Genomic DNA, 12708 nt, shown 5'->3' on the forward strand with positions numbered 1-12708 from the left:
GCGGTGGTGAGATCCTACTTGCCGCGATATCGAAGGGCCTCGACGAGCAGCGAGAATGCCGGTGAAGGTTGGCGCCGACTGGGATAGTAAAGGTGGTAACCCGAGAACGGCGGACACCAATCCGACAGGGCCCTGATCAGCCGACCCTGCGAGATGTATGGCTGCACGTGTCCTTCGGTGAGGTAGGCAAGGCCGAGGCCTTTGAGCGCTCCCTCCAGCAGAAGCCCTGCGCTGTTGAACACAAGCTGTCCTTCCACGCGCACGTTGAGCTCCCGCCCGTTCTTCTCGAAATCCCAGGCGTACAGGCTGCCGCCGTGGGTCGGAAGGCGCAGGTTCAGACAATTGTGGCCGGTTAGATCCTGAGGCGTCCTGGGCCGCTTGCGTTCGGCGAAGTAGGACGGCGACCCCACGACGGCCATTCGCAGATCAGGGCTGACGCGTACAGCGATCATGTCCTTGGCGACGAGCTCGCCCGGACGAATGCCCGCGTCGACCTGCTGCGCCACGATGTTGGTGAGCCCGTAATCGATGATCACCTCGACGTGAATGTCTGGATATTGGGGAAGAACCTTCCCCAGCGCCGGCAGCAGGATCTCGGCGGCGGCGTACTCCGTTGCCGTCAAACGCACGGTTCCAGCGGGCTTTTCTCGGAGCTCACTCAGCGCAGCGAGATCAGCATCCATCTCGGTGAATTTGGGCCCGACGCTCGCGAACAGCCGTTCTCCGGCTTGAGTTGGCGTGACACTCCGGGTCGTTCGGTTGAGAAGACGGACCCCCAGCCGCTCCTCCAACTTTCGGATGATCTGGCTCAGCGCCGATTGCGTCATGCCAAGCTTGGCTGCGGCACGCGTGAAGCTGCGTTCCCTCGCCACGGCGAGGAAGGCCAGGATATCGCTGGCGTCGTCCCGGTTCATTGATAAGCCTGTCTTATGACTGCATGCGGATTTTATCACCTAATCGGACGGAGGCGGAAGCCTTAGTTTCCCATCAACATGAGCGGCACTTGATCTTCTCTTCGCCCGAGGGCTCGCCAGCCCTGCGCTCGTTGATCGCAGCCTGACGCGATTGAACGTCCGGGTTTCTCGTGAGCGCGGGCACCGTGCTCTGCGCAGCACTCGTCGCCTTGTGGCTGATGGTGCACCCGACAACCTGGAAGGATACTCGCGATGAGAATGCTCGCAGCGGCCTTGTTTTCGATCTGCCTATTTGCTGACGGCCCGGTGGCGGCCCGAGACGGATCCATCGAAGGAGCAAAGACCATGTCAAAGCCGGTAGACGTCCGCGCGGTCGCGCCAGCTCTCGAAGGCTACGCGCAAAAATTCGTCCACGGCGATCTGTGGAAGCGACCGGCTCTCTCGCCTCGGGACCGCAGCATCGTCACCGTCGCGGCTCTCATCGCCCGAGATCAGAAGGTGGAACTGCCATACTATCTAGGTCTCTCGCTGGACAATGGCGTGAAGCCGTCGGAGATATCGGAGATCATCACGCATCTGGCCTTCTACACCGGCTGGGCCAACGCGATTGATGCGATCCCGGCTGCGAAGGAAGTCTTCGAGAGCCGCAACATCGGGCCCGATCAGCTTCCCCCGGCGTCGGGGCCGCAACTGCCGCTCGACGAGGCGGCGGAGAAGCAGCGGGCAACGCGCGTCGGAGAGCAGTTCGGGCAGATCACGCCCAGCCTTGTCCAGTTTACGACCGACGTGCTGTTCCGCGACCTCTGGCTCAGGCCGGCGCTGGCTCCGCGCGACCGCAGCCTGGTTACCGTGAGCGCGCTGATCGCCACCGGTCAGGTCGCGCAGATCACCTACCATTTGAACCGCGCCATGGACAACGGGTTGACTCGTGAGGAAGCGGGCGAGGTGCTCGGCCATCTCGCCTTCTACGCCGGTTGGCCTAGCGCTTTCTCCGCGGCGCCGGTGGTCAAGGACGTCATCGAAAAGCGACCGCGCTGAGGGAATGACAATGCCCGGTCGACAATCCTGTTCGCGAGCCGCCACGAGCGGACGCATGCCGTGGTGACGCGTAGAGACATCCTCGTTGGCGGAAGCGCCCTCGCCGGCGCGGGAATTCGACTGGCGCCGGCGCTCGCGTCCGAAGCACTGAAGGAGACTGCAATGGACATCGACATCAAGAGAAACGGGTCCCGCCCTTCCCAGAAGGGCCCCGAACACTGGTTCACCGGGACGGTGCGTATCGACCCACTGTTCGCGGCTCCCGAGCCCGCACGCGTCAGCGGCGCTCAGGTCACTTTTGAACCCGGCGCACGCACGGCCTGGCACACGCATCCGCTCGGGCAGACGCTGATCGTGACGGCCGGTCTGGGCTGGGTGCAGCGAGAGGGCGGGCAGATTGAGGAAATCCGCGCCGGCACGTCGTGTGGTTTCCGCCGGGCTTGAAACATTGGCACGGAGCGACGCAGACCACCGCAATGACGCACATCGCCATTCAGGAATCCGTCAACGGAAAGAACGTCGATTGGATGGAGAAGGTCGCCGACAACCAATATCTGAAGTGAGATCTGCGATGCGCGGGTGCGACAGCGATGAACTGAAACGATATCGCCAAAGCCGCGAGCAACCTTCGAGCAATCGAACTCAGGTAGGGCCAGTGAAGCCTCTGAGGGGGGAACATGAAGAAGAAGCAGCTTTTCTCGTACGGCCTATCGATGCTGGCCGCTGTATTCGCCGGCGGCGTCGTCGCCCAACAGGCGGACGAACGATATGTCCAGGTGGCGGAAATCGAGATCGATCCCGTCCAATTGGACGGCTATAGGGCTGCGGTGCAGGAACAGATCGACGCAGCAATTCGCAAGGAGCCCGGCGTCCTGGTGCTCTACGCCGTTTCCGAAAAGGACAACCCGACCCACGTCAAGGTTTTCGAAATCTACCGGGACAGGAGCGCCTACGAAGCTCATCTCGGAACAGATCATTTCAAGAAATACAAGACGACGGTTGAGAAGATGGTGAAGTCGCTCAAGCTGATACAGGCAACCCCGATCGTGCTCGGCGCCAAATCGAAGTGAGGATAGAATCGACATGAACAACTCGATCGCGATGGCCGCGGCGCTGGCGGCCGGAATCGGTATCGGTAGCTTCGGCGTTCAGACTCTTCATGCGCAGGCGAAGCCGCCCGTCTATATGATCGAAGATAACACGGTAATCGACCCCGAGGAGTTCGCGAAGGAATTCGCTCCTCTAGCGCGTGAAAGCCTCAAGACGTACGGGGGACGGTATCTAGGAGGCGGCAGTGGCCTTTCAATCGACGGAGATCCGCCGAAGGGGCGTGTCGTTCTTGTCCAATGGGACTCGGTCGAGCAAATGACGAAGTGGCGACATTCGCCGGAATACACCGCCGCGCGTGCCGTGGGCGAGAGGTATGGTCGTTTTCGCATCTTTGCGGTTGATGGCTTGTCCAAGTGACCAATTCCAACCGGTTCCAGCGGACGTCGGTATTCATCGGCTTAGTGTCGTCGTGCTGGCGACAGAAACGTCCCCATGTTCATGGGTCGGCGCAGGACGGACGAACCGTCGAATGAATGGAGAAGGTGAGTGACGAGCAGTACCGAAATGTAAGGCCCCGCATCCCACCCCACATCCTCCAATCGGGGCGAACGCGCGCGCCAATCATTAGGAGAGGTTTTCATGAGCGTACAACTCGCTCGAAGCAACGAGGCGCTGTCGCGCGGTCCGGCATGGAGTGCAGTGTTTGCGCTGACCCTCTGCGTCGGGACCTTGATTGCCTCCGAGTTCATGCCGGTCAGCCTGCTCACCCCCATCGGGACCAATCTCCACATGACCGAGGGGCAGGCGGGCCAGGCCATCGCGGTCTCCGGGCTGTTCGCCGTCTTCACCAGCCTTGCGATCTCCTCGGTGACGCGGGGCATCGATCGACGCATTGTTCTGCTTGGCCTCACCTCGGCGATGATCGTATCGGGACTAATGGTGGCGCTGGCGCCCAACGCGCTGGTGTTCATGGCAGGGCGCGCGCTGCTCGGGGTCGTCATCGGCGGGTTCTGGTCGGTGTCGGCGGCCACCGTAATGCGTCTTGTGCCTGAAGAGCAGGTTGCGGCAGCTCTCAGCCTCCTCAACGGGGGGAACGCACTCGCGACCACGATCGCCGCACCGCTCGCGAGCTTCCTCGGCCAGTTCATCGGCTGGCGCGGCGCCTTCTTCTGCGTCGTCCCGCTCGCCATCGTCACCCTGGTCTGGCAATACGCCACATTGCCCTCGATGCCCTCCAAGCGCAGTGCCGCGGGGAACGTATTCGGGTTGCTTCGCCGGCGGGCGATCGGCATTGGGATGCTCTCGGTCGCTCTCCTGTTCATGGGCCAGTTCGCGCTTTTCACCTATTTGCGGCCATTTCTGGAGACCGTGACGCGCGTAGACGTCTCGACGCTCTCGGCCATCCTGCTCGTGGTCGGCGTCGCGGGCCTGCTGGGGACTTACCTCATCAGCTTCCTTCTGCGGCGGGGCCTGCAAGGACTTCCGATCGGGATGCCGCTTGCTATGGCTGCCCTTGCCCTCGGCTTGATCGCCTTCGGAGGTTCAACCGTTGTGGTCACTGTGCTGCTGGCCGGTTGGGGCCTCATCGGCACGGCCGCACCGGTCGCTTGGTGGACCTGGATGAGCAGGGCGCTGCCTGAGGATGCGGAGGCGGGCGGCGGCCTGATGGTCGCGGTGATCCAGCTCGCCATAACGGCGGGCGCCTCCCTCGGAGGATTCTTGTACGACAGCAGTGGATACCGGAGCGCCTTCATTGCCGCCGCCGTCGTGCTCTGCGGCTCCGGACTTCTGCCTTTTGGGGTCTACCGCCGAATACGGTAGATCACGACGTCTTCGCCGTGACGGAACGTGGTTCGCTCGAGGAGATAGTTGGACTTCTCCAGGACGCGGCGCGATGCGCCATTGCCGACATAGACCAGGCCGATCAGAGACGGCAGCTCGTAGTGTAACAGTCCGATATCCGTCAGCGCCGTGGCGATCTCGCTTGCAAATCCGCGGCCCCAGAATTCGCGCTTGAACGCATAGGCAATCTCGATCTCGTCGATTTCGTCCACCAGGATGTGCCGGATGCCCGCTCGCCCGGCGAATGCGCCGTCTTTCGTTCGCAGCACCCACAGCCCGAAGCCATGCTGGTCCCAATGCGCGATATTCGCATCGAGATAGGTCTTGGTCCTCTCCGCCGAACGGACGCCGCCGAGATAGCGCGACACGTCCGCATCGAGATGCAATGCGACGAGGTGCGCGAGGTGATCCTCACGAAGCCTCTCGGCGGTCAGGTTCTCGGTGCTGAAATGATCCATGGACCCGGATAGAAGCTTTCGGGGCAGGTCAGGATGACGCGCCTTCGCCGCCCCCTCATGATTTCTAACACATCCTAACGGGCAATTTCGGCGGCATCCGGTCAATGTCCCCATGGAAAAGCGGTGAAATTTCCAAATCAGCACGAAGGCCGACGGAGATTGCATGACGTCCAAAACGCAAATCGAATCACTGCAACGGCGCGCGAGCGTCTCGCGCCGCGGTTTTGTGGGAGGCCTGTCGGCGGGCGTTCTGGGGGCGGTTGCGACCGAAGCGGCGGCCAAGCAAACGCTGGCCGAAATCCCTGATCGCGGGCCCGGCGCCGATCTCGGTGCGCACAGCGAACGATCGCGGTTCGTCAAGATCGATCGCATTCCCGAGGCGGGACCAGGCAAGCGCAACGTCGACCCCAGTGATGCCATCAACTCGAAGACGCCGCATCAGAAGCTGGTTGGCAACATCACACCAACCGATCTGCATTACGAGCGCAGCCATTCCGGGGTGCCGGACATCGATCCCGCGCAGCACCGTCTGCTCATCCATGGCCTGGTTCAGAAGCCGCTGGTGTTCAGCGTCGACGATCTCAAGCGGATGCCGTCGGTCACGCGCGTGGTCTTCATCGAATGCACCGGAAACGGCTGGGAAAACTGGAAGAAGGCAGACCCTGATCTGACGGTGCAGAACACGCACGGCCTCGTCAGCACCAATGAGTGGACCGGCGTTCCGCTGAAGTTCCTGATTGGTCTCGCGGGCAAGGAGAAGAATTCGAACTGGATGCTCGCCGAGGGAGGCGACGGCGCCGGCGTCGACCGCAGCATTCCGTTGACCGACGAAATCGTGAACGAGGCCTTTGTCGCCTACGGTCAGAACGGCGAACCACTGCGCCCCGCGCACGGGTTTCCAATGCGACTGGTGATGCCGGGTTTCGAGGGCAACCTCAACATCAAATGGCTGCGCCGTCTCAAGTTCGGTACTGAGCCCTGGATGACCCGCTGGGAGACGGCGCGCTACACGCAGCTGCTCGCCAACGGCAAGGCCCGCCAGTTCCAGCTGAGGATGGAAACCAACTCCGTCATCACACAGCCCTCGGGCACGATGCAGATCCAGCCCGGCTACAACATTATCTCCGGTCTCGCCTGGAGCGGCCATGGCAAGATCGCCAGGGTCGAGACATCGACTGACGGCGCGAAAATCTGGAAACAGGCGCAGCTGAATCAGCCGGTGCTGTCGAAGGCCCAGGTTCGATTTCAGATGGATTGGGTCTGGGACGGTAAGCCGACAAGGATCGTGAGCCGCGCGACCGACGAGCAAGGCAACGTTCAGCCGGACCGGCAGTCCTTCATCGCCGCGATGGGGACCAATGCGCTGTTCCACTACAACGCCCAGCAGACCTGGAGCATCGACGAGGCCGGGAGGGTCCGCAATGTCCTCGCATAATAATCGGCTTGTCGCTGCGGCTCTCGCGCTCGGCCTGCTCGCGGCGCCCGCATCTGCATTCGATTTCGGCCGTCCCGCGACTCCGGAGGAGATCAAGCTATGGGACATCGACGTGACACCCGATGGCAAGGGGCTGCCTGTCGGCAGCGGCACGGTTGCGCAGGGTAAGCAGGTCTTCGCCGACAATTGCACGGCCTGTCATGGCGACAACGGCCAGGGCGGGATCAAGGATCGTCTGGCCGGTGGACAGGGCACACTCGCCTCCAGCGCGCCGGTCAAGACCGTCGGCAGCTTCTGGCCCTATGCGACGACCTTGTACGACTACATCCACCGCGCGATGCCATATCCCACACCGGGTTCGCTCAGCACCGACGACACCTATGCCGTCACGGCCTACATCCTGAGTCTGAATGGCATCGTTCCTCCCGACGGCAAGGTTGATAAGGACAGCTTGCCGAAGATCAAGATGCCCAACCGCGACGGCTTCATTCCGGACCCGGAATTCGATCCGGCAAAACTATTCCGCAAGAAATGAGCGTGTGATCATGAGGGTTTCGGCGCTGCTCAAGATCCTCGTTCTGGTTGCTGCGACATGTTTATGGGAGATCCAAGCAATGGCCGTCGACGGACTGATCACGATCAGGAGCAGTTTCGGCCCTGAAGAGACGATGAAGCGGCTGGAAGCCGAGGTGACGGCCAAGGGTCTCACAATATTCGCCCATGTCGATCATGCCGCGGGCGCCGCCGCTGCCGGTCTGCCGTTGCGCCCGACCAATCTCATCATCTTCGGGAACGCAAGGGGTGGTACGCCATTGATGCAGCAGTCGCAGACCAGCGGCATCGATCTGCCGCTGAAGGCGCTGGTCTGGCAGGACGAACAAGGCGCGACCTGGCTGTCCTACAATGATCCGGCGTATATCGCCGGGCGTCACGGCATCGGCGAGCCGGCCAAGGCTGCAATTGTCGCTATGACGGCGGCCCTGCACGCGATCGCGACCAAGGTCACCGCCCCCTAGCGCAATGGGACGACCGCGCGACGCGTGCGCCATGAGGAGAGATCCATGAACAGCACAGACGGGCAACCGGAATCACCCGCTCCCGGGGACGGCAAGATCGCCAGATGGGCGGTCATAGCGGTGTTATGCGCCCTCCTCGTCGGTGCCGGCGCGCTCGGCTATCTCGGCTGGTTCAGCACGACAACGGAGGTGCCAGCGTCGGGCTATGTCGCACTGGTGCTCGGTGTCGTGTTTTCGCTGGTGGTCGGCATCGGCTTGATGGCGCTGGTGTTCTACAGCAGCCGCAAGGGTTATGACGAACCGGCGGTGCTGATCCGGGAGCCGGAGAGCGATTCGAACGAAGAAAGCGTCAGCTCAGGCTCCACCACACCGAGCGAGCGCACCGAGAGAGTCCGCTGAGCCGGATGCTCGCTTCGAATCCCGGGGGGGCTTCGTCCTCTCCGCCGGACGCACGCCGCTGAAATACCGGGACACCTCGGCATGGAGATGCAATGCGACGAGGTCGGCCAGGTGATCCTCTCGAAAGCCTCTCGGCGCTTAGCCTGCCAATACCCGATTGTTCCGTTGGGAACAGATAGCCGTTTCAATGGTGGAGTGTCGGGTGACATTGACGCGGAATAACTTGGCTGGCAGTGCTTTTCACCGTTGCAAGGACGCGCTTTAGTTGGGGTGACGGTCTTCCCCGGGGCGAATGTTCCGAAGCGGAGTGGCAATGGATTTCGAGCGCGACATAGCCAAGGTCAGCGGAATCGCTGCGGTCTCGACCATCCTGGACGTGGTCAGCCGGACCACCGGCATGGGGTTTACGGCCGTTGCCCGCGTCACCGAGGACAGGTGGATCACCTGTGCCTCGCGTGACGAACTTGCGTTCGGGCTGAAGCCCGGTGACGAGCTCAAGGTCGAGACCACGATCTGCCACGAGATCCGGCAGAGCCGTGACGCCGTCGTCATCGAGAATGTCAGCGAAGACGCCGCGTACTGCACGCATCACACGCCTGCGCAATATGGCTTCCAAAGCTACATCTCCGTGCCGATCATTCTCCCCGACGGTTCATTCTTCGGAACTCTTTGCGCGATCGATCCGAAGCCGCGCAAGCTTCGGACTCCCGAAGTCATCGGCATGTTCAAGCTTTTTGCTGAGTTGATCGCGTCTCATCTCGATGCCGCCGAGCGCGTCGAACTGATCGAGAACAGGCTCGCGCTGGAACAACGCAATGCCGAACTGCGCGAGCAGTTCATCGCCGTGCTCGGTCACGACCTCCGAAACCCTCTTGCCTCGATCCAGGGCGGCTTGCGGCTTCTGAACAAGAAGGTCGATGACGAGGGCAAGAACTGGATCAATCTGCTGCAGGGAAGCGTGGCCCGGATGGCGGGCCTGATCGACAATGTCATGGACTTCGCCCGCGCGCGGCTCGGCGCCGGGATGCAGCTCAAGCTGAAAGAACAGCCGCTCGAGCCTGTCATCAAGCAGATTGTCGCGGAGTTCGAGAACGTGCATCCAGATCGCGTCATCGAAACGGTCGTCAACGTTCCGGGACCTGTGAGAATCGACGCCGACCGCATAGGTCAGATGCTGTCCAATCTTCTCGGCAACGCGATTTCCTATGGTGCCGCCGACAAGCCGATCAGGGTGCTGGCGCAGACGACCGAAGCCGGCTTCGACATCAGCGTTATCAACAAAGGCGCGCCAATTCCGGCTGATGCGATCCCGCGCCTTTTCACTGCGTTCGATCGTGGCGACGTTCTGCCGAACCAGAAAGGGCTTGGGCTCGGATTGTACATCGCCCAAGAGATCGCGCGCGCCCATGGCGGGTTGATCGCCGCGTCGTCGATGCGGGATGAAACGGTGTTCACCGCGTCGTTCCCGGCAACACAGGCCAGCGGCTGAGAAGGCGTGCCACGCTCCAGTATCTGGCCGTCATCGAGCGTCTGGCCAATTCTCGGACAATGCCATCATGCGCCTGTTTTGCCCGACGGCGCAACCGGCCTTGTGTGACGGCGTTGGGTCGGGCCAGCTACGGTCAGCTGATTTAGCACACGCGTAACCCATTGATCTCACAGCGTCGGTCTACTGTGCATGGGGTTGTTTTCGCGTTTTTGAATTTCGAGAGGGGCTAGCCCGCCCCGAACGCGAGCGCGACATTGTAGGTCAGAAGGCTCGCGGCGTAGGCCAGCACCAGCATGTAGAAGAAGGTGACGGCCATCCAGGTCCAGCTTCCGGTCTCGCGCCGGATCACGGCCAGCGTGGATGCGCATTGCGGGGCGAAGATGTACCAGGCCAGCATCGACAGCGCGGTCGCGAGCGACCATTTCGTCGCCAGCACCTGGCCGATCTGCTCGGCCGCTTCCTTGCCGCCTTCGATCGCATAGACGGTGCCGAGTGCTGCGACCGCGACCTCGCGCGCCGCCATGCCGGGGATCAGCGCGACCGCGATCTGCCAGTTGAAGCCGACCGGCGCCAGCAGCGGCTCGAGCGCCTTGCCGATGATCGCGGCCAGGCTGAAGTCGATCGCCGGCTCGGTGGCGCCCGCGGGCGGCTGCGGGAACGAGGCTAGGAACCAGATCAGCACCATCATCGAAAAGATCGTGGTGCCGGCGCGGTGCAGGAACATCTTGGCCCGCGTATAGACGCCGATCGCGATCGATTTCAGCCGCGGCATCTTGTAGTCCGGCAGCTCCAGCATGAACGGCGCCGGCGCATAGTCGCGCAGCATGAAGAACTTGATGAGGAACGAGACGGCAAGCGCGCTGGCGATGCCGACAGCATAGAGGCCGAACATCACCAGGCCCTGGAGGTTGATGAAGCCGCAGACGTCTCTGGCCGGAATGAAGGCGGAGATGATCAGCGTGTAGACGGGAATGCGCGCCGAGCAGGTCATCAGCGGCGCGATCAGGATCGTGGTCAGCCGGTCGCGCTTGTTATCGATCACGCGCGTCGCCATGATGCCGGGGATGGCGCAGGCAAAGCTCGACAGCAGCGGAATGAAGGCGCGGCCGTGCAGGCCGGCGCCGCCCATGATGCGGTCCATCAGGAACGCGGCACGCGCCATGTAGCCGAAATCTTCCAGCAGCAGGATGAACAGGAAGATGATGATGATCTGCGGCAGGAACACGATCACGCTGCCGACGCCTGATATCACGCCGTTCTGAAGGAAGCTCTGCAGCAGGCCGGCGGGCAGGGTGGCGTGCACGAACTCGCCGAGAGAGTCGAAGCCCGAATTGAGCAGCTCCATCAGCGGCTGCGCCCAGGCGAACACCGCCTGGAACATCACGAACAGGATCGCCGCGAGCACGATCAGCCCGCCGACGGGATGCAGCACGATCGCGTCGATCCGCGCGGTCCAGGTGTCGGGGCGAGCAGGCAGGCTGACGCAGTCTGCGATGATGCGGTCGGCTTCGCGCTGGGTGGCGCGCAAGTCGGCCACGCTGAGCGCCCGCCAATTGTTCTCTCCCGGCTCTGCCGCGAGCTTTGCCGAAATCTCGTCGGTCAGCGACAGCAGGTCGGCCGTGCCGCCCTTGCGCACCGCGATCGAGGTGACCACGGGCACGCCGAGCTCCTTGGCGAGCCGCTCGACGTCGACAGTGATGCCGCGGCGGGTCGCGATGTCGAACATGTTGAGCACGAGGATCATCGGCCGGCCGGTGCGCTTGAGCTCCAGCAGCAGGCGGATCGTCAGGCGCAGATTGGTCGAATCCGCCACGCACAGCACGAGGTCGGGCAGGGTCTCGCCGGTGGCCTTGCCGAGCACGAAGTCGCGGGTGATCTCCTCGTCCGGGCTGCGGCCGCGCAGCGAATAGGTGCCGGGCAAATCGACCACGGAGACCTGGCGCCCCAACGGCGTGACGAAGAAGCCTTCCTTGCGCTCGACGGTGACGCCGGGATAGTTCGCGACCTTCTGCCGGCTCCCGGTCAGCGCATTGAACAGCGAGGTCTTGCCGCTGTTTGGCGTGCCCACCAGGGCGAGATGAAGTAGGGGCAATTCCATCGAATTGGGGTCCGGTCGCTTCAGGCGACGATAATGGCCATGGCTTCGCGACGGCGGACCGCGATGGTGATGCTGTCGACCCGTACCGCGATCGGGTCGCGCCCGACCAGCCCCTCGTGCAGGACCTCGACCCGGGCGCCCTCGACGAAGCCGAGCTCGATCAGCCGGCTCTCGAGCTCGATGTCCGAGAGCGCCGAGCCCGCGTCCTTGGGGGAAAGGTGCTGGATGACGCCGGTATAGCCGCGCTGGGCCAGGCCCAGCGGCATCTGCGGACGCGTATCATGGATGTCGGTCATGCCCTGTATTTTCAACGCAGGGCATCGAGGTCAAGCGCGCTCGGTCGCTGAAACTGCACCTTAGAGTGATTTTAAAGTACCAGCTTCGTGACGGAGGCGATTGGCGCCGGGATCGGCGCCAAGATGAGCGCCAAGGATCGGCGCAAAGTCGGCTACTGGGCCGGGACCTTTTCCGCCTGGATGGCGGCCATGGCGCGGCTCTTGAAGTAGTCGAGCACGAACAGGCGGATCGCCGAGGACAGATTGCCCTGCTGGCGGTTGCCGTCGATCTCGCCGACCAGCTCGGACAGCGTCATATTGCGCAGGCCCGAGATCTCCTTCATGCCGTTCCAGAACGCCTCTTCCAGGCTGACGCTGGTCTTGTGACCGGCGACGACGATCGACCGTTTCACGACGGGCGACTTCATGGCTGCTCCTCGCGATCGATCTGGTGCTGGTCCAGATGCGCCTTCGCCTGGTCCGCGCGCGTCTCCTCCGCTGACCGCTCCGCCTTCGTGCGGCCGAACTTCGTTCGGTTGGCGTGCGCCTGCTTCGCCGTGGCTTCCCGCTCGGCGCGCTTCCGGAAACGATTCAGGTTGATGACGTTCGCCATGTCGCGTCTCCATCATCCGATCCTCCGTGGGCAGGATGAAACATTCAGAAACTGTGCGCCGCACTGCGCCCAATGAGACTT

Annotated in this window: 15 protein-coding genes and 1 pseudogene; 10 read left to right on the forward strand and 6 right to left on the reverse strand. The window is 62.7% G+C overall.

Translation table 11 applies throughout. The annotated features are described in order from the left end of the window. Positions 1 to 14: 14 nt before the first annotated feature. Entirely contained in the window at positions 15 to 914 is a 900-nt protein-coding gene (locus AC0L27_RS11865; RefSeq protein ID WP_473319099.1) for a LysR family transcriptional regulator, read from the reverse strand. Positions 915 to 1166: 252 nt separating this feature from the next. Here AC0L27_RS11865 and AC0L27_RS11870 point away from each other — a divergent pair, with 252 nt between their 5' ends. The 5 genes and pseudogenes from AC0L27_RS11870 (at position 1167) to AC0L27_RS11890 (ending at position 4823) form a co-directional block, all read left to right on the forward strand. Continuing rightward, positions 1167 to 1952 carry a carboxymuconolactone decarboxylase family protein gene (locus tag AC0L27_RS11870; protein ID WP_473319102.1) on the forward strand — a complete coding sequence of 262 codons (786 nt, stop codon included), beginning with the start codon at positions 1167 to 1169 and terminating at the stop codon, positions 1950 to 1952. A 168-nt stretch (positions 1953 to 2120) separates the two neighbouring features. Beyond that, positions 2121 to 2515: pseudogene (locus AC0L27_RS11875) on the forward strand ((R)-mandelonitrile lyase). Positions 2516 to 2629: 114 nt separating this feature from the next. Continuing rightward, the gene (locus tag AC0L27_RS11880) at positions 2630 to 3022 is read left to right on the forward strand and encodes a putative quinol monooxygenase (protein ID WP_473319104.1); all 393 of its coding nucleotides are present in this window, start codon (positions 2630 to 2632) and stop codon (positions 3020 to 3022) included. Positions 3023 to 3035: 13 nt separating this feature from the next. After that, entirely contained in the window at positions 3036 to 3419 is a 384-nt protein-coding gene (locus AC0L27_RS11885) for a DUF1330 domain-containing protein (protein ID WP_473319108.1), read from the forward strand. 222 nt (positions 3420 to 3641) lie between these two features. Beyond that, positions 3642 to 4823 (forward strand): MFS transporter, encoded by a 1182-nt coding sequence (locus AC0L27_RS11890; RefSeq protein WP_473319110.1) that lies wholly within the window; start codon positions 3642 to 3644, stop codon positions 4821 to 4823. Here the strand turns inward: AC0L27_RS11890 and AC0L27_RS11895 are convergent. After that, entirely contained in the window at positions 4805 to 5302 is a 498-nt protein-coding gene (locus AC0L27_RS11895) for a GNAT family N-acetyltransferase (protein WP_473319112.1), read from the reverse strand. The genes AC0L27_RS11890 and AC0L27_RS11895 overlap by 19 nt on opposite strands. Positions 5303 to 5465: 163 nt before the next feature. Here AC0L27_RS11895 and soxC point away from each other — a divergent pair, with 163 nt between their 5' ends. The 5 genes from soxC (at position 5466) to AC0L27_RS11920 (ending at position 9641) form a co-directional block, all read left to right on the forward strand. After that, the gene (soxC, locus tag AC0L27_RS11900; RefSeq protein WP_473319113.1) at positions 5466 to 6737 is read left to right on the forward strand and encodes a sulfite dehydrogenase; all 1272 of its coding nucleotides are present in this window, start codon (positions 5466 to 5468) and stop codon (positions 6735 to 6737) included. Beyond that, positions 6724 to 7272, forward strand: coding sequence for a c-type cytochrome (locus tag AC0L27_RS11905; protein ID WP_275173477.1), 549 nt, complete (start codon positions 6724 to 6726; stop codon positions 7270 to 7272). Before soxC ends, AC0L27_RS11905 begins: the two co-directional genes overlap by 14 nt. Positions 7273 to 7282: 10 nt before the next feature. After that, complete coding sequence (locus tag AC0L27_RS11910) at positions 7283 to 7753, forward strand: DUF302 domain-containing protein (protein WP_473319115.1); 471 nt, start codon at positions 7283 to 7285, stop codon at positions 7751 to 7753. 45 nt (positions 7754 to 7798) lie between these two features. Next, positions 7799 to 8152 (forward strand): hypothetical protein, encoded by a 354-nt coding sequence (locus AC0L27_RS11915; RefSeq protein WP_275173480.1) that lies wholly within the window; start codon positions 7799 to 7801, stop codon positions 8150 to 8152. Positions 8153 to 8465: 313 nt separating this feature from the next. After that, complete coding sequence (locus AC0L27_RS11920) at positions 8466 to 9641, forward strand: GAF domain-containing sensor histidine kinase (protein WP_473319118.1); 1176 nt, start codon at positions 8466 to 8468, stop codon at positions 9639 to 9641. 226 nt (positions 9642 to 9867) lie between these two features. Here the strand turns inward: AC0L27_RS11920 and feoB are convergent, their stop codons facing one another. The 4 genes from feoB to AC0L27_RS11940 all read right to left on the reverse strand — a co-directional run bounded on the left by feoB (position 9868) and on the right by AC0L27_RS11940 (position 12627). Then, positions 9868 to 11739, reverse strand: a complete 1872-nt coding sequence (gene feoB / locus AC0L27_RS11925; protein ID WP_473319119.1) for a ferrous iron transporter B — start codon at positions 11737 to 11739, stop codon at positions 9868 to 9870. 20 nt (positions 11740 to 11759) lie between these two features. Further along, positions 11760 to 12035: a FeoA family protein gene (locus AC0L27_RS11930; RefSeq protein ID WP_007600961.1), complete on the reverse strand. Its 276-nt coding sequence runs from the start codon at positions 12033 to 12035 to the stop codon at positions 11760 to 11762. A 152-nt stretch (positions 12036 to 12187) separates the two neighbouring features. After that, positions 12188 to 12442, reverse strand: a complete 255-nt coding sequence (locus AC0L27_RS11935) for a ribbon-helix-helix domain-containing protein (protein WP_007600962.1) — start codon at positions 12440 to 12442, stop codon at positions 12188 to 12190. Beyond that, positions 12439 to 12627 (reverse strand): DUF4169 family protein, encoded by a 189-nt coding sequence (locus AC0L27_RS11940; protein ID WP_275173486.1) that lies wholly within the window; start codon positions 12625 to 12627, stop codon positions 12439 to 12441. Before AC0L27_RS11940 ends, AC0L27_RS11935 begins: the two co-directional genes overlap by 4 nt. Between the last annotated feature and the right edge of the window lie 81 nt (positions 12628 to 12708).

This window comes from Bradyrhizobium sp. Ken51 (genome assembly GCF_055807435.1).